Below are 15,274 nucleotides of genomic sequence, written 5' to 3'. Positions count from 1 at the left end.
CGGGAGGCTCCGGCGCGACTCATTTATGCCCCGCGCGAGCAGGCCGGGCGGCTGTGGGTGTGACCCGGCCGACACGTAGTCTTAAGGCCGTGGCGAACCCTGACACGGATACCGTGACCAGCACAGTTGACACCACCGCAGTGGCCGCGGCGACCCCGGAAACGAGCCAGCCGTACGTCGAACTCGGCCTCGCCGAAGACGAGTACGCGCGGATCCGGGAAATCCTCGGCCGCCGGCCCACCGACGCCGAGCTCGCGATGTACTCGGTGATGTGGAGCGAGCACTGCTCCTACAAGTCCTCGAAGAAGCATCTGCGCTACTTCGGCGAAACCGCCACCGACGAGATGAAGGCCAAGATGCTGGCCGGCATCGGCGAGAACGCGGGCGTGGTCGACATCGGCGACGGCTGGGCGGTCACCTTCAAGGTGGAAAGCCACAACCATCCGTCCTATGTGGAGCCGTACCAGGGCGCGGCCACCGGCGTCGGCGGCATCGTGCGCGACATCATGGCGATGGGCGCGCGGCCGCTCGCGGTGCAGGACGCGCTGCGCTTCGGCCCGGCCGACGCGCCGGACACCAAGCGCGTGCTCCCCGGCGTGGTCGCGGGCGTCGGCGGCTACGGCAACTGCCTCGGCCTGCCGAACATCGGCGGCGAGCTGGTCTTCGACCCCTCCTACGCGGGGAACCCGCTGGTCAACGCGCTGTGCGTCGGGGCGATGCGCACCGAGGACCTGCACCTGGCGTTCGCCTCCGGTTCGGGCAACAAGATCATCCTGTTCGGCGCGCGCACCGGTCTCGACGGCATCGGCGGCGTGTCCGTGCTCGCCAGCGACACCTTCTCCGGCGACGAATCCGCGTCCGGCCGGCGGAAGCTGCCCAGCGTGCAGGTTGGCGACCCGTTCACCGAGAAGGTGCTCATCGAGTGCTGTCTCGACCTGTTCCGCGAGAAGCTGGTCGTCGGCATCCAGGACCTCGGCGGGGCCGGGCTGTCGTGCGCGACGTCCGAGCTGGCCGCGGCCGGTGACGGCGGCATGCACATCTACCTCGACCGGGTTCCGTTGCGCGCCACCGGGATGACGCCCGCCGAGGTGCTCTCCAGCGAATCGCAGGAGCGCATGTGCGCGGTCGTCGCGCCGGAGAACGTCGAGGCGTTCATGGCGGTCTGCGCCAAGTGGGACGTCATCGCCACCGACATCGGCGAGGTCACCGACGGCGAGCACCTCGTCATCACCTGGAACGACGAGATCGTGGTCGACGTGCCCGCGCACACCGTCGCGCACCAGGGCCCGGTGTACGACCGCCCGATCGAGCGCCCGGCGTTCCAGGACGGCCTCATCGCCGACACCTCCGCGAAGCTCCCGCGTCCGTCGACGCCCGAGGAACTGCGCGCGGACTTCCTGAAGCTCATCGCGTCGCCGAACCAGGCGTCGAAGGAATGGGTGACCGCGCAGTACGACCGCTACGTGCGCGGCAATTCGGTGCTGTCCCAGCCGTCCGACTCCGGCATGATCCGGATCGACGAGGAGAGCAACCGCGGCGTCTCGGTGGCCACCGACTGCAACGCGAAGTTCGTCTACCTCGACCCGTACCGCGGCGCGCAGCTCGCGCTGGCCGAGGCGTACCGGAACGTCGCCACCGGCGGCGCGACCCCGGTCGCGGTGTCCGACTGCCTCAACTTCGGCGCCCCGACCGACCCGGGCGTGATGTGGCAGTTCGAGCAGGCCGTGCACGGTCTCGCCGACGCGTGCGTCGAGCTGGGCATCCCGGTCACCGGCGGCAACGTCAGCTTCTTCAACCAGACCGGCGACACGGCGATCCTGCCGACCCCGGTGATCGCGGTGCTCGGCGTGATCGACGACGTCACCCGCCGCATCCCCACCGGCATCGGCGCGGAAGCAGGCGAGACGCTGCTGCTGCTCGGCGACACCCACGACGAGCTGGACGGTTCGGCCTGGGCCCGCGAACTGCACGGGCACCTCGGCGGCGTCCCGCCCCGCGTGGACCTGGCCCGCGAGAAGCTGCTGGCCGACGTCCTGGTCGCCGGTTCGCGCGACGGCATGATCTCCGCCGCGCACGACCTCGCCGACGGCGGTCTGGCACAGGCGCTCACCGAGACTGTCCTCATTGGACAGTGCGGGGCCCGGGTGTTCCTCGACCGCGACCAGGACCCGTTCGTGCAGCTGTTCTCCGAGTCGTCCGGTCGCGTGCTGGTGGCGGTCCCGCGCACGGAAGAGCTGCGGTTCACCGAAATGTGCACCGCGCGCGGTCTGCCGTGGCGCAAGACCGGCGTCGTCGACCCGGATTCCGGGACGCTGGAGATCCAGGGCGTCACCGAGTTCTCCCTTGAGGAACTGCGCGAGACCTGGGAGAAGACCCTGCCGGCGCTGTTCGACTGAGCCCTCGTGAGTGCCGGCGCGGACCGGCGCCGGCACTCACGAGCGGAAGGTGACCACCTCCGCCAGCTCTGCCCGGGGAATCGCCGGCCGGGGCTCATCGGGATCCGCGTACCCGATCGACATGCCGCAGCCGAGGACATATCCGGGCGGCGGCTCCGCGATCTCCGTGACGCTCCGGTGGTACCGGCCCCACGCGATCTGCGCGCAGCTGTCGAGCCCTTCCTTGCGCAGCAGCAGCATCACGGTCTGCAGGAACATCCCCGCGTCCAGCCATTGCGGCGGAAGCATCTGCTCGTTCAAGTAGCAGAAAAGCGCGACCGGAGCACCGAAGCAGTCCCAATTCCGGACCCGGACCCGCTCCCGGCCCGCGTAATCCTCCCGCGCGACCCCGACCGCGCCGTAGCGCAGCGCGCCCAGCTCCTCGATCCGCCGCGCGTACTGCTCGGGCAACACTTGCGGATAGGGCAGCACCTGGGGCGGATCGCCGGTGTCGCCGTCCGCGATGCGCTGCCCGACCAGGTATTTCAGCTCGGCCAGCTTCGCGCCGGTCAAGACGTAAACCCGCCACGGCTGCAGATTTCCCCAGAAGGGGCGCGCAAGGCCGTGGCGAGGACTCGGGTCAGGACTTCGCCGGGTACTGGCTTGCCGAGGAAGCCGCGGACCGACCGCCGGGAACGCACCGCTTCGTAGACGTCCACGGTTTCTTGATGCTACTCAGATCGGCACCGCGACATAGCCGCCATTCTGCGGATCCAGCTTCCAGCCGTCCGGCAGCGCTGCCTCCACCGGACCGGAGAACGCTGTCCCGTCGAAAAGGACTTCCTTCGCGAAGGTCGCGCCCTTGAAGGTGGTCGGACCGGCGAACGTGGTGTGCGAGAAATTGGCCCGTTCCGAGAATTCGGTACCGGAGAACCAGGCCCGGTCGAGAAAAGTCGCGTTGCGGCAACGGAAAACGCCCACCAGGCGGCCAGGGCCCGTACCTGCGGCGGTGAAATAAGCCTGCCCGGTGAAGACAGAGCCGCTGAGGTTCGTGCTGCTGTACAGCGAAGCGTGCCGCAACAGCAGGCCGCCGATTCGACGGCGGGAAAGGTCGAAATACTCCAGCACCGCGCCGGTCAGATCGAGGTCCGGACCCGGTCCGTCCACATCGGACGGTGGCAGCAGATCCCGGATCAGCCGTTGCGCGGTGAGCCGCACCTGCAGCTCGCGTTCCTCTTCGGCGGTGCCTTCCGCGCCCTCGTAACGGCCGTGCATGAACGGCCGCCGCAGATAAGAACACAGCACGTCCAGCACGGTCTGCCGATACTCCGGCCGCGTCCGCGCCAGCCCGGCCAGCGCGTGCAACGCGCCGACCCGCACCTGATCGGCCTCGTGGCCCAGCAATTCGACCGACTTGGCGAACCGCTCGTCGGAGATCCGCTCGCGGTCGACGTCGTGCCGCTGCTGCTCGATCACCTGCCGCGCCTCCTCGACGCGGCGGCGGCGATCGTTGAGCCACAATGCGTACAGCGCCACGACCGCGCCACCGGCGAGACCGGCCGTTTTCAACGCTTCACTACGGCTTGTCGCGGGGTCGGCGAGCAACCAGCCGCCGACCCCGCACAGCAGTGCCACGGACGCGATCAACGTCCACAGCAGCGGCGAGCGCACCGGGTCAGAACGCGAGGATCAGGTACAGCCCCACGCAGTAGCCGCCGCTGCGGTTCATGATGACCATCGTGCCGCTGGCGTCCTTGCCCGACAGCTTGCCCGTGATCCGGGCGCTCGTCGTGGCGCTGCCCGGGGTGACCTTGCTCAGCGTGAGCTGCGGGTCGCCGCTGGTGGTCTCGTCGATGCTGCGCTTCGACATGCTCTCGGTGCCCTGGCAGGCCATCGCGGTCGCGCCCGCCGCGTCCTTGGCGTTGAGCTTCGCGAGGAAGTCGTCGATGACCTGCTTCGCCTCGCCCGACGCGCCGCCCGAATCGGGGTCGTCGCTCGAATCCGTGGACGGCGACGACGAGTCGCTCGGCAGCGGAGCCTCCGACGACTGCGACGGGGCCGGGGCGGGCGGCTGCGCCTGCGTGGTGCCCTTGTCGTCCTTGCTGAGGAAGAACCCCGGCGCGACGAACCCGGTGATGCCGAGCGCGACCACCACGACGACCGCGACGGCGATGCCGATCCACAGGCCGGTCTTGTTGTTCTTCGGCGGCTCGCCGCCCGGTCCGCCCGGGTATTGCCCCTGGTCCCAGCCCTGCTGCGGGAACTGCTGGGTGCCGCCGTACGGCTGCTGCTGGTACCCCGGGTACTGCTGCTGAGCGTTCGGGTCCCAACCCTGCTGCTGCTGGGCGTTCGGATCCCAGGCGGGCTGCTGCTGCTGGGGGTTCGGGTATCCGCCCGGCTGCTGGGCCTGGTTGGGGTCCCACCCCGGCTGCTGCGGCACCCCGCCCGAGCCGGGCTGCTGCCAGCCCTGGCCGTAGGGGTCCCCGCCCTGTCCGGGCTGCGGTGGGTAAGTCATGTCCGGTTCCGCCTTCCTGCTGCACCGACTCGCGCCGCGGTCTGACGCCCCGCCGGCCCAGGCGGTTCCGTCTCCGCCCCAGGTCTGCATTGTGCAAGGCGGGCAAAGCTCGCACAAAAGCGGCTCCCGGCCGCCCCGCCCGGCAGGAGGAGGGGAGAACCGGGAGCCGCGTCCGTGCGCGCCCTCAGGTCAGCCGTTGGCGAGTGCCTGCAGCCGGTCGTAGGCGCCGTTGAACGTGTCCTGGTCCAGCGGGCTCGAGGTGTATTGCCACACGGTGTAGTAGCCCCAGTTGTACGGAAGCGTTCCGGCCGAGGACGCGTACCGCGCGACCCACAGCGGCGCGGTGCTGGAGAAATCGCCGCTGACGCACTGGTTCCACCAGTTCGTCGACGTGTAGATCACCGGCCAGCGGCCCGTTTTCGCGTGATAGGTGTCGTGGAAGTCCTTGATCCACGCCGTCATCGACGCCTTGCTCAGCCCGTAACAGGTCGCGCCGTAGGGGTTGTACTCCATGTCCAGCGCGCCGGGCAGCGTCTTGCCGTCCCCTGACCAGCCGCCGCCGTGCGCGACGAAGTAGGTCGCCTGCGCCGCGCCGCTCGAGGTGTTCGGGGTGGCGAAGTGGTAGGCGCCGCGGATGAAGCCCTGGTTGTAGGAACCGTTGTACTGCTGGGCGAAGTACGGGTTCGTGTAGCTCGTGCTCTCGGTCGCCTTGGTCCAGACGAATCGCTTGCCCTGGCCCCACCAGTTGGCCCAGTTGACGTTGCCCTGATAGCTGGCGACGTCCATGCCCGCGACGGTGGCCGCCACCTGGTTCGGCAGAGCGGCGGCGGGTTGCGGTTGCTGTGCGGCGGCTTTCGTCTCGGGAGTGGAGTGATCCCCCTCGACGCGCCGGATCTGCGACCCCATGGTGTGGTTGTTCGCCTGGATGTCGGCGTTGACGGAGTTGATCTCCCGCGCCGAAAGCGGGGAAGCCGCCGGGGCGGCCGTCGCCTCGGTCGAAGCGCCGAGCAGGAGCGCGACAACCGGGACGGTCAGAGCGGAAAGCAGCGCGCCGCGCCGCCCTCTTCGGGAAGTGGACATCGTCGATCCCTTCACAGATACCCTCGCGGAGGGCGGCTATGTGCAGGTAGCCGCCACGGGGGAGATTCTTGAGGACGAATCGTCGTTTGTCATCAAGTTCCGTGAAGATGAATGGGCGAGTGGGTGATTTTCATCGAGCGGTGATGACTAATTCGTGACCGCGTCACGAACGTTCACCCGAATGCCAGATTGCGCAGGGCTGACTGGGTTCCGTTGAGCCAGTTCTGGTCGCCGGGCAGGGCGCCGCTGTTCGAGAACTGCCAGATGGCGTGCTGTCCCCAGCCCGCGGGGAGTTCGCCGATGAAGGAGTTGTAGCGCGCGATCCAGAGCGGATTCCCTCCGAAAGAAGGGTTGTTTCCGGTGCAGCGTTTCCACCAGCTGGTCGACGTATAGATCGTCGGCAGCCGTCCGGTGCGGGCGCGATAGGTGTCGGAGAACGCGCGGACCCACGCGACCATCCCGTTCGCGTCCTTGCCGTAACACGTTTCGCCGTAGGGGTTGTATTCCATGTCGAGTGCGCCGGGCAGCGTCTTGCCGTCGGCCGACCAGCCGCCGCCGTGCGCGAGGAAGTAGTTGGCCTGCGCGGCGCCGTCGGACACGTCCGGGCGCGCGAAGTGGTAGGCGCCGCGGACGATCCCGGCTTGGTAGGAACCGTTGTACTGCTGGGCGAACTGCCCGCTGACGAACCCGGTGCCCTCGGTCGCTTTCACGTACACGAACTTCGCGCCCGCTCCCGCCGCGGCGGGCCAGTCGACCGGGCCCTGGTGTCCGCTGACGTCGTGGCCGAGGTACTGGTCCTGTGTCGTGTACGAGATGTTCGGCGCTCCCAGAACGCCTTCGTGCTTCGCGATTTGCGAACCGGCGTAGTTGTCCGCGGCCCCGGCGTAGCTCGGCGCCGCCTGCGCCGTTTCGCACAGGGACGTGCCGGTGATCCCGGCGAAGAGAACCGCGCTCCAGCGCAGCAGCAGATGACGCTTCACCCAGGGCTCCTCACCGGACGCGTGTACTCCTACTGCGTCACGATGCCCGGGCGAGCGGGTTTCGGCGAATCATGATCACTCGGCAGTGTGGTCTGCCCAGGTCAGCGCCGTTCTTCGGCCAGCGCCTTCATCAGGTGCTCGGCCGGCACGACGGCGGTGATCAGGTCGTGCGGGTTGACCGCGAGCGGATGTCCGGCGAGCAGCCCGACGATGTCGCGGCCGAGCACCGCGCGGGCGTGCGGCCATTCGCGCGGCACCAGCGACTTCGACGTGTACGCCGGGACCATGACCCGTCCGTCGGCGTTGTGGAAGCCGATCACCGTGCGCTGCACCGGGGACAGGGCGTAGACCAGCAGCGTCGAATCGAGGATGACGCGCGGCAGGTCCTCGGCGGGCCGGTGTTCGGTCCGGACCATTTGCAGCAGCCGCTCGAGTTCGTTGCGCGGCTCGGGAAAACCGAGCGCCTTCGGCGAGGGCCGGTACCGGTCGTTGGGGTGGAAGTCCTCGACGACCTCGCCCGTCCCGTTCACCGGATACGCGCCGACGACCGCCCACGACGGCACCGGACCGCGGGCGTCGAAGGCCTCGTCGATGACATACAGCCAGCTGTTCGGGTTCGTCCGCGCGTTGGCCCGCATCTCGGGAGTGATCTCGGGTTTTCCCTGCGGCCCGCGGCGGGGGTACGCGTTCCGGCGCGCGCGTTTGCCCGCCGGGGTCCGGGAAACCATCCGATCTGCCTCGTCCCGCTGCGCCATCGCCGTCCCTCGGTGCCGGGTGCCTGAAAGTCCGTCCGCGGCCACTCTACTGTTGTCGCATGGCCTCTTCGCGTTCGGTCGATCCCGCTCAGTTACGAGCGGCGGTGCTGGCCGTTTCGGACTGGTTGCGTGGTTCCGGACCGGATCCGGCCCGCGCCGAGCTCGCCGCCGCGGTGCGCGCGACCCTGCGGACGCTCGCGCAGGACGCGCCGGGGCACACGGTCGAGGTCCGGGTGCCGCCATACGCCGCGGTGCAGTGCATCGAGGGCCCGAGGCACACCCGCGGCACGCCGCCCAACGTCGTCGAGACCGACCCGCGGACGTGGCTCGAACTGGCCACCGGCCTCCTGGACTGGGACGACGCGCTCGGCGCCGCCCGGGTGTCCGCCTCGGGCAGCCGCGCGGACCTCGCGCACTGGCTCCCGGTCGTGCGAATCTGATTTTCCGCGGCAATTGTTCTCTCCGGAGTGTCTTCTGAGGCACACACTCCGTAGAATCCCCTGAGCCGAGGCCTGTGCCACGCTGTCCGGGGCAGTGCCTTGCGTGTACTTTGGGTAGTCGGATTTCGATTCCCGTGACGAACGAGCGGCGATGGAAGGGCCCTGGTCATGAACGCGGTAGGCGTGTCCGCCGGCGAGCAGAGCCTCGGCCCGACAGCGCGCCGGATGATCCTCGGCTCGCAGCTTCGCCGGTTGCGCGAGGAAGCCGGGATCACGCGCCAGCAGGCGGGCTACAACATCCGCGGTTCGGAATCCAAGATCTCCCGGCTGGAACTCGGCCGCGTCGGCTTCAAGGAACGCGACGTCGCCGACCTGCTCACCATGTACGGCGTCTCCGACGAGGAGGAGCGCAAAGCGTTCCTCGACATGGTCAAGCAGTCGAACGAAGCGGGCTGGTGGCGCAAGTTCGGGGAGACGGTGCCCGGCTGGTTCACCGATCTCGTCGGCCTTGAGGAAGCGGCGTCCCGGATCCAGATCTGGGAGCCGCTGTTCGTGTCGGGCCTGCTGCAGATCGAGCCCTACGCGCGAGCGATCTTCAGCCACGGCCGTCCGGAAATGGCCGACGAACGCGTCGACCAGCTGGTGGCCCTGTGCATGCGGCGGCAGAAGATGCTGGCCCGCCCGGACGCGCCGCGCATCTGGGCGGTGCTCGACGAATCGGTGCTGTACCGGCCGATCGGCGGACCGAAGGTGTTCCGGCAGCAGCTGGAGTACCTGCTCGAGGTCACCACGCTGCCGCACGTGTCGGTGCAGATCCTGCCGTACTGCCGAAGCGGTTTGTCAGCCGAGCACGCGTTCTCGCTGCTGCGCTTCGCCGAGGCGGAACTGCCGAACATCGTCTACGTCGAGTACCTGACCGGCGCGCACTACCTCGACAAGCGCGACGAGATCGAGAAGTACGGCCGCGCGCTGGACCTGCTGGCCGTCGACGCGGAGACCCCGGAACGCAGCCGGGCCCGCATCGCCAAGCGCAAGGCCGAGATCTAAGCTCTCCGCTCTTCCTCGCGCCGGGGGATCGCCTCGGCGAAATTCTCTCTGCCGAGAATTCGTCCCGCCCATCCGAGGCAGGGGTAGTCGAATAGAGAACGCCCCCGCCCCATTCTCCTCACCGAGCGTGCATAAGTCCGGAAACTGCCTTCCACTGACCCGGTCGCACGCTTCCTATCGCTGCTCCGGCCGTCACGGTAAGTGTTCCGTATTCACCCGCTGCACCCGGCGGCGGCGAGTCACGAACGCGGTGCGTTATCAGGCCGCCAATATCGTGACCCGGGGTAATAATTAGCCCGTTCGGGTAGTGCTCGAATCACCTGTCTGGGAACTTCTACTGAACCGTGTCGTCACGCAGTGAGAAATTTGCAGAAAATTCTGCACGTGCATTTACCGCTGCATGCGCGCGTGCTAGCGTCGAAGTCACAGGCAGATGCACATGCAGATTCCTGAGCTTTTCATCGTCCTTCCCGGAAGGTGGCATCATGGCTGAGCGGTTCGAGAACGGTATTCCGGCCGACCGTCTGACCGGCGCCCAGTGGCGCAAGGCGAGCTACAGCGGTGCGGTGGGCAACTGCGTCGAAGTAGCCCCGCTGACCTCGGGCGAGATCGCGATGCGGAACTCCCGTTTCCCGGAGGGCCCGGCGCTCGTCTACACGCGCGCGGAGATGGCCGCCTTCCTCGCCGGCGCGAAGGACGGCGAATTCGACGATGTCCTCGGCTGAGGCCGCCGTCGTGGGCTCCGCCTTCGACATCGAGCAGGGCCTGCAGCGACTCATCGCCCGCGGTTACCAGTTCGTCCACCCGACGGACGGAGCGGGCGAAGTGCAGGCCGTGGTCGGAGTGCGAGTGCACGACAACGTGGTGGACGTCGTCCGGCTGAACGCCGAAGACGACGTCGAGGCCACGCGCCTCCCTGGCAGCGAGCAGAACATCTTCGCCCCGGCGTCCACCCTGTGGCGCTCGCGCGGCGAAGCAAGCCAGGTGCTGGGCGAAGTACTGGCCCTCCCCGAGCGCCAGCCGGCCCCCGCCGCGGCAGCCTCCGCGAACGGCTGCTGGGTCCCGGGCCGAGGCGGCCGCTCGAAGTGGCTGGCCGCCCGCTGATCCACCCTCCGCGCTGTCCCCATCGGTGCCCCTGATTTCAGGCCCCGTACGAAGTGGCCCAATCCACTTCGTGCGGGGCCTGGCTCATTTCTGGCCCGTGCTGGTCGGTCAGACGCCTTCGATGATCCGGAAGTCGCGCTCGACGGCGTCGCCGAGGGTTGCCAGCGCTTCCCGGTACGCCTCGCTCTCATAGGCCGCCACGGCTTCTTCGAAGCTGTCGAACTCGATCAGCACGACGCGCTCCGGGATTCCGGACTCGTGGACGACGACTCGGCTGCCGCCGCGGGAGAGGACCCGACCGCCCGCGGCCTGGACCGCGGCGGCGGCCAGCTTGTTGTAAGCGGCCAGCCTCTCCGGGTCGGAAATGACGCGGTAGACGCTGACCCAGTAGCCCTTGGCCACGGAAACCTCCTGTGTTCGGCCGGACGCGTCCGGCCGGCGGGGATGCATAAAGGATTAATATAAATAGTCTATGCTTCCCGCATGAGCCGTCAAGACGCGACTCGCGGCGCTGCGATCGGGTCGGCCCTCTACGAGCTGGCCACCAGGGCCGCGAGACGCCTTCCGCGCGACCTCAGCGTCACGTCCGCCGCCACCCTGGCCACCCTGCACCGGTGCGGCCCGCGACGGATCACCGATCTGGCCGTGGCCGAGGGCGTCACCCAGCCCGCGATGACCGTCCTGGTCCGCGCGATGGAGGAGTCCGGGCTGGTCGAGCGGAGGCGCGACGCGTCCGACAAGCGGGTCACGCTGGTGTCGCTGACCAAGGCTGGCGAGGCGTACGTCCAAACGCGCCGTCAGGCGGGCGTCGACGCGTACGCGCGGTTGATCGACGAACTCGCCGACGACGAGGTCGAGGCCCTGGCGGCGGCGCTTCCGGCGCTGGCGCACCTGGCAGAGCTCGAGAGCCGGAGTCGAGAAGGGGCGAAGCGCCCACTCCAGTCCAAGACCACTGGCCTGAACTGAGAGCACCGCTCCGGAAATCCTCCCCCGTAGTGGGCAGAACCACGCCGTGGACCGGCCCCCCACCTCATCCACCCCTTACACTTGGACTCGGCCCGCCCACGTCTTCCTGGGAGCTTCCCGGTGGTTTCCGACCCCTCCGCCAGTACTGATCGACCCGAAGATCAACCCGAACCGGAACCCCGTGAGGAGTGCGGCGTCTTCGGCGTCTGGGCTCCCGGGGAAGAAGTCGCCAAGCTCACCTACTACGGTCTCTACGCCCTGCAGCACCGCGGGCAGGAGGCAGCGGGCATCTCCGTCTCGGACGGCTCGCAGATCGTCGTCTTCAAGGACCTCGGGCTCGTCAGCCAGGTCTTCGACGAGCAGGTCCTGCAGTCCCTGCAGGGACACATCGCCGTCGGGCACTGCCGGTACTCCACGACCGGGGCCACGATCTGGGAGAACGCCCAGCCGATCTTCCGCACCACCGACACCGGCAGCGGCCTGTCCTTCGCGCACAACGGCAACCTGGTCAACACCGCCGAACTGCGCGATCGCACGGTCGCCGCGGGGCTGAAGCCGCACGCCGGGCTCACCGGGTCCTCCAGCGACTCCGACCTCGTCTGCGGGCTGCTCGCCGCGAACGCCGCGGACAAGGGCATCGAGGCCGCCGCGCTGGACCTGCTGCCGACCCTCAAGGGCGCGTTCTGCCTGGTCTTCGCCGACGAGAACACCCTGTACGCGGCCCGCGACCCGCACGGCGTGCACCCGCTGGTGCTCGGTCGGCTGGAGCGCGGCTGGGTCGTGGCGAGCGAGACCGCCGCGCTCGACATCTGCGGCGCGTCGTTCGTGCGCGAGGTCGAGCCGGGCGAGCTGATCGCCATCGACGCCGAGGGGCTGCGTTCGTCGCGGTTCGCGAACCCGGAGCCCAAGGGCTGCGTCTTCGAGTACGTCTACCTCGCCCGTCCGGACACGTCGATCGCCGGCCGCAGCGTGCACGCCACGCGCGTCGAGATCGGCCGCAAGCTGGCCGCCGAGCATCCGGTCGACGCCGACCTCGTGATGCCGGTGCCGGAGTCCGGCACCCCGGCCGCGATCGGGTACGCGCAGGGCTCCGGCCTGCCGTACGGCACCGGTCTGGTCAAGAACGCCTACGTCGGGCGCACCTTCATCCAGCCGTCGCAGACCATCCGGCAGCTTGGCATCCGGCTGAAGCTGAACCCGCTGCGCGACGTCATCCGCGGCAAGCGCCTGGTCGTGGTGGACGACTCGATCGTCCGCGGCAACACTCAGCGCGCGCTCGTGCGGATGCTGCGCGAGGCGGGCGCGCTCGAGGTGCACGTGCGGATCGCGTCGCCGCCGGTGCGGTGGCCGTGCTTCTACGGCATCGACTTCGCGTCGCGGGCCGAACTCGTCGCCAACGGCGTCGACCTCGACGGCATCCGCCGTTCGATCGGAGCCGATTCGCTCGGCTACATTTCGCTGGACGGCCTGGTCGCGGCGTCGGAGCAGCCGAAGTCGCGGCTGTGCACGGCCTGCTTCTCCGGCGAGTACCCGATTCCGCTGCCCGAGGACGCGCTCATCGGCAAGCACCTGCTCGAGAGCATGGACGCCGCCGGTGGCGCGGCGACTCCCGTCAGCGCCGCCGGGTACGGTGCCGAAGACGCCGTCCGGCGTCCGTGAACCAAGCATGTCCAGTAGGGAGTCCGCTTCCGTGAGCGAGTCCACGAGCGCCACGTACGCAGCCGCCGGGGTCAGCATCGACGCCGGTGACCAGGCCGTCGAGCTGCTCAAGCCACACGCTGAGCGGGCGACGAGGCCCGAGGTGCGCGGCGGGGTCGGCGGTTTCGCCGGGCTCTTCTCGCTCAAGCTCGACAAGTGGAAAGAGCCGATCCTCGCGTCGTCGACCGACGGCGTCGGCACCAAGATCGCGGTCGCGCAGGCGCTCGACAAGCACGACACGGTCGGCATCGACCTGGTCGCGATGGTCGTCGACGACCTGGTCGTCACCGGGGCCGAGCCGCTGTTCCTCCAGGACTACATCGCGGTCGGCAAGGTCGTGCCGGAGAAGATCGCGGCGCTGGTCGGCGGCATCGCCGAGGGCTGTGTCCAGGCGGGCTGCGCGCTGCTCGGCGGCGAGACGGCCGAGCACCCCGGGCTGATGGGCGAGCACGACTACGACCTGTCGGCCACCGGCGTCGGCGCGGTCGAGGCGTCCGCGCTGCTGTCGCCGGAGAAGGTCCGCCCTGGCGACGTCGTCATCGCGATGGGCTCGTCCGGCCTGCACTCCAACGGCTACTCGCTGGCCCGGCACGTGCTGCTGGACATCGCGCGGATGCCGCTGGACGGGCACGTCGAGGAGTTCGGCCGCACGCTCGGCGAGGAGCTGCTCGAGCCCACCAAGATCTACGCGAAGGACTGCCTCGCGCTGGTCGCCGAGACCGAGGTGCGCACGTTCGCGCACATCACCGGCGGCGGTCTCGAGGCCAACCTCGCGCGCGTGATGCCGCGCGGCCTCGTTGCCAAGCTCGAACGCGGCACGTGGACGCCCGCTCCGGTGTTCGCGCTGATCGGGCAGCGCGGCAAGGTCGAGCGCGCGGAGCTGGAGAAGACGTTCAACATGGGCGTCGGCATGGTCGCGATCGTGTCCGCCGAGGACGTCGACCGGGCGCTGGCGGTGCTCACCGCGCGGCACGTGCCCGCGTGGATCCTCGGCGACATCCAGCCCGCCGAAGACCCGGACGGCCCGCGCGCGGTGCTGTCCGGCGACCACCCGCGGTTCTGAAAGCCGCTTGCCTCGTCTTGAGACACTGAGGACATGGCGGAGGACGTACGCGTCGGCGCCCGGTTCGTGATCCCGGGTGCCGAACTGCGAGAGCGCTTCTCCCGATCCTCGGGACCGGGCGGACAAGGCGTGAACACGACGGACTCGCGCGTCGAGCTGTCGTTCGACGTCGCGGGCTCCGCCGTGATCCCGCCCGCGCTGAAGGAACGCATCACCGCCCGCCTCGGCACGCGCCTGGTCGGCGGAGTGCTCACCATCGCGGCCAGCGAATACCGCTCCCAGCTGATGAACCGCGACGCGGCCCGGGAGCGGCTCGCCGAGGTGCTGGCGAAGGCATCCGCGCCGCCGCCGGCCAAACGACGTCCCACCAAGCCGTCGCGAGGCTCGAAGGAACGCCGCCTGGCTGCGAAGAAACGCCGCAGCGACGTAAAACGCGGCCGCGGCGGGCGGTACGACGACTAGCTCAGCGACAGGTGCACGCACTCACCGGCGACCTGGTACCCAGCGCGCCGGTACACCGTCCCGATCCCCACATCGCCCGGCGTGAGGAATGCTGTCCGCGCACCGCGTTCGTGGGTTAAGCGGGTGAGGTGCGCGGTGATCGCCGCCGCGATGCCTTGGCCTCGGTGTTCTGCGGCTACGGCGATGCCGACGATTTCCGTTGCGCCGGAGACGATGTCCAACGCGATTCCGCCGCCCACAATGGTTTCGCCGTGTTCGGCCAGGACGGTCAGGTAGTCGCGGTTGCGTTCGACATCGGCGTCCGACACGTCGGGCGACTCGCCGAAGGCGACGTTCTGCACGGACCGCAGGCGGCGGAATTCGTCGTCGGACGACGGTTCGCGCAGCTGAATGTGTTCTGGCGCAACGCAATCGACGAGATCTTCGGTGGCGCAGGTCATCACCGGCACGCGTCGTTCCAGCGTGAATCCGGCGGCGACGAGCGCTGTCTCGGCGTTGGGAGCGGCGTCGGTGAAGAACTCCAGCCGGGGCAGGAGATTTCGTTGCCGGTAAGCGGAAATCAGGAGAGCGATCTCGGCGGACGAAGGGTTCGCGCCGTCGTCGGGGATGGCGTAGTTCGCCATCGGATGAGAGCTGTCCTTGGCGAAAGTCGCCAGGAACGGGCCGATTCGCTCGGTTTCGCGGCCGATCGGTGCGGTCGCGCGGACGTATGCCTGAAGGGCGGACATCTCTGGTGGAAGCCTTTCGCGAAGAAGGAATGCGCGGGCAGCACAACAACTGGCAACCCCA

General features: G+C 69.0%; 17 protein-coding genes and 1 pseudogene. 10 read left to right on the top strand and 8 right to left on the bottom strand.

What is annotated here, in order from left to right; genetic code table 11:
- Positions 1–89 precede the first annotated feature (89 nt).
- Positions 90–2,396: a phosphoribosylformylglycinamidine synthase subunit PurL gene (gene purL, locus EIZ44_RS02725; protein ID WP_043834676.1), complete on the top strand. Its 2,307-nt coding sequence runs from the start codon at positions 90–92 to the stop codon at positions 2,394–2,396.
- 36 nt (positions 2,397–2,432) lie between these two features.
- Here the strand turns inward: purL and EIZ44_RS02720 are convergent.
- From EIZ44_RS02720 to EIZ44_RS02705, 4 genes and pseudogenes are all read right to left on the bottom strand, one after another.
- A pseudogene (locus EIZ44_RS02720) lies at positions 2,433–3,076 on the bottom strand (nitroreductase).
- Between the two features lie 34 nt (positions 3,077–3,110).
- Positions 3,111–4,046, bottom strand: coding sequence for a pentapeptide repeat-containing protein (locus EIZ44_RS02715; RefSeq protein ID WP_134727632.1), 936 nt, complete (start codon positions 4,044–4,046; stop codon positions 3,111–3,113).
- A 4-nt stretch (positions 4,047–4,050) separates the two neighbouring features.
- Positions 4,051–4,890 carry a hypothetical protein gene (locus EIZ44_RS02710; protein WP_134727631.1) on the bottom strand — a complete coding sequence of 280 codons (840 nt, stop codon included), beginning with the start codon at positions 4,888–4,890 and terminating at the stop codon, positions 4,051–4,053.
- Positions 4,891–5,079: 189 nt separating this feature from the next.
- Positions 5,080–5,970 carry a lysozyme gene (locus tag EIZ44_RS02705; RefSeq protein WP_134727630.1) on the bottom strand — a complete coding sequence of 297 codons (891 nt, stop codon included), beginning with the start codon at positions 5,968–5,970 and terminating at the stop codon, positions 5,080–5,082.
- On the opposite strand from EIZ44_RS02705, the gene EIZ44_RS45860 reads away from it, so the two are divergent.
- Entirely contained in the window at positions 5,963–6,097 is a 135-nt protein-coding gene (locus EIZ44_RS45860) for a hypothetical protein (protein WP_255443103.1), read from the top strand. The two genes, EIZ44_RS02705 and EIZ44_RS45860, sit on opposite strands and share 8 nt — an antisense overlap.
- Before the next feature lie 46 nt (positions 6,098–6,143).
- Here EIZ44_RS45860 and EIZ44_RS02700 read toward each other — a convergent pair whose 3' ends face one another.
- Together EIZ44_RS02700 and EIZ44_RS02695 are read right to left on the bottom strand one after the other, a co-directional pair.
- A complete protein-coding gene (locus tag EIZ44_RS02700) occupies positions 6,144–6,932 on the bottom strand; it encodes a lysozyme (RefSeq protein WP_240014529.1) in 789 nt (262 codons plus the stop codon).
- A gap of 119 nt (positions 6,933–7,051) precedes the next feature.
- A complete protein-coding gene (locus EIZ44_RS02695) occupies positions 7,052–7,705 on the bottom strand; it encodes a type VII secretion system-associated protein (protein WP_037808668.1) in 654 nt (217 codons plus the stop codon).
- Between the two features lie 59 nt (positions 7,706–7,764).
- Here EIZ44_RS02695 and EIZ44_RS02690 point away from each other — a divergent pair, with 59 nt between their 5' ends.
- From EIZ44_RS02690 to EIZ44_RS02675, 4 genes are all read left to right on the top strand, one after another.
- Entirely contained in the window at positions 7,765–8,145 is a 381-nt protein-coding gene (locus EIZ44_RS02690) for a sterol carrier family protein (RefSeq protein ID WP_106961382.1), read from the top strand.
- Between the two features lie 168 nt (positions 8,146–8,313).
- Positions 8,314–9,192: a helix-turn-helix domain-containing protein gene (locus tag EIZ44_RS02685; RefSeq protein ID WP_134727629.1), complete on the top strand. Its 879-nt coding sequence runs from the start codon at positions 8,314–8,316 to the stop codon at positions 9,190–9,192.
- Positions 9,193–9,677: 485 nt separating this feature from the next.
- The gene (locus EIZ44_RS02680) at positions 9,678–9,917 is read left to right on the top strand and encodes a DUF397 domain-containing protein (RefSeq protein ID WP_020664000.1); all 240 of its coding nucleotides are present in this window, start codon (positions 9,678–9,680) and stop codon (positions 9,915–9,917) included.
- Complete coding sequence (locus EIZ44_RS02675; RefSeq protein ID WP_037808664.1) at positions 9,904–10,296, top strand: hypothetical protein; 393 nt, start codon at positions 9,904–9,906, stop codon at positions 10,294–10,296. The genes EIZ44_RS02680 and EIZ44_RS02675 overlap by 14 nt, the downstream gene beginning before the upstream one ends.
- 108 nt (positions 10,297–10,404) lie before the next feature.
- Here EIZ44_RS02675 and EIZ44_RS02670 read toward each other — a convergent pair whose 3' ends face one another.
- Complete coding sequence (locus EIZ44_RS02670; protein ID WP_134662128.1) at positions 10,405–10,698, bottom strand: DUF1330 domain-containing protein; 294 nt, start codon at positions 10,696–10,698, stop codon at positions 10,405–10,407.
- An 81-nt stretch (positions 10,699–10,779) separates the two neighbouring features.
- Between EIZ44_RS02670 and EIZ44_RS02665 the strand changes: the two genes are divergently transcribed.
- The 4 genes from EIZ44_RS02665 (at position 10,780) to arfB (ending at position 14,485) form a co-directional block, all read left to right on the top strand.
- A complete protein-coding gene (locus EIZ44_RS02665) occupies positions 10,780–11,262 on the top strand; it encodes a MarR family winged helix-turn-helix transcriptional regulator (protein WP_134727628.1) in 483 nt (160 codons plus the stop codon).
- Positions 11,263–11,382: 120 nt separating this feature from the next.
- Positions 11,383–12,921, top strand: a complete 1,539-nt coding sequence (gene purF / locus EIZ44_RS02660; RefSeq protein WP_037808661.1) for an amidophosphoribosyltransferase — start codon at positions 11,383–11,385, stop codon at positions 12,919–12,921.
- A gap of 31 nt (positions 12,922–12,952) precedes the next feature.
- Positions 12,953–14,023, top strand: coding sequence for a phosphoribosylformylglycinamidine cyclo-ligase (purM, locus tag EIZ44_RS02655; protein ID WP_037808659.1), 1,071 nt, complete (start codon positions 12,953–12,955; stop codon positions 14,021–14,023).
- A 33-nt stretch (positions 14,024–14,056) separates the two neighbouring features.
- Positions 14,057–14,485 carry an alternative ribosome rescue aminoacyl-tRNA hydrolase ArfB gene (gene arfB, locus EIZ44_RS02650; RefSeq protein WP_037808657.1) on the top strand — a complete coding sequence of 143 codons (429 nt, stop codon included), beginning with the start codon at positions 14,057–14,059 and terminating at the stop codon, positions 14,483–14,485.
- Here arfB and EIZ44_RS02645 read toward each other — a convergent pair.
- Positions 14,482–15,213 carry a GNAT family N-acetyltransferase gene (locus EIZ44_RS02645; protein WP_134662126.1) on the bottom strand — a complete coding sequence of 244 codons (732 nt, stop codon included), beginning with the start codon at positions 15,211–15,213 and terminating at the stop codon, positions 14,482–14,484. The two genes, arfB and EIZ44_RS02645, sit on opposite strands and share 4 nt — an antisense overlap.
- Positions 15,214–15,274 lie beyond the last annotated feature (61 nt).

The sequence above is a fragment of the Amycolatopsis nivea genome, from assembly GCF_004522235.1.
Lineage (GTDB): Bacteria > Actinomycetota > Actinomycetes > Mycobacteriales > Pseudonocardiaceae > Amycolatopsis > Amycolatopsis nivea.
Note: the sequence above shows the minus strand (reverse complement) of the source record. Positions and strands in the feature narration are given on the sequence as shown.

What these genes read in the sequence shown, in the direction of transcription:
- EIZ44_RS02695 (WP_037808668.1), bottom strand. Translation starts at nt 7,705, where the DNA reads ATGGCGCAGCGGGACGAGGCAGATCGGATGGTTTCCCGGACCCCGGCG.
- EIZ44_RS02710 (WP_134727631.1), bottom strand. Translation starts at nt 4,890, where the DNA reads ATGACTTACCCACCGCAGCCCGGACAGGGCGGGGACCCCTACGGCCAG.
- EIZ44_RS02705 (WP_134727630.1), bottom strand. Translation starts at nt 5,970, where the DNA reads ATGTCCACTTCCCGAAGAGGGCGGCGCGGCGCGCTGCTTTCCGCTCTG.
- EIZ44_RS02680 (WP_020664000.1), top strand. Translation starts at nt 9,678, where the DNA reads ATGGCTGAGCGGTTCGAGAACGGTATTCCGGCCGACCGTCTGACCGGC.
- EIZ44_RS02685 (WP_134727629.1), top strand. Translation starts at nt 8,314, where the DNA reads ATGAACGCGGTAGGCGTGTCCGCCGGCGAGCAGAGCCTCGGCCCGACA.
- EIZ44_RS02675 (WP_037808664.1), top strand. Translation starts at nt 9,904, where the DNA reads ATGTCCTCGGCTGAGGCCGCCGTCGTGGGCTCCGCCTTCGACATCGAG.
- arfB (WP_037808657.1), top strand. Translation starts at nt 14,057, where the DNA reads ATGGCGGAGGACGTACGCGTCGGCGCCCGGTTCGTGATCCCGGGTGCC.
- EIZ44_RS02645 (WP_134662126.1), bottom strand. Translation starts at nt 15,213, where the DNA reads ATGTCCGCCCTTCAGGCATACGTCCGCGCGACCGCACCGATCGGCCGC.
- EIZ44_RS02690 (WP_106961382.1), top strand. Translation starts at nt 7,765, where the DNA reads ATGGCCTCTTCGCGTTCGGTCGATCCCGCTCAGTTACGAGCGGCGGTG.
- EIZ44_RS02665 (WP_134727628.1), top strand. Translation starts at nt 10,780, where the DNA reads ATGAGCCGTCAAGACGCGACTCGCGGCGCTGCGATCGGGTCGGCCCTC.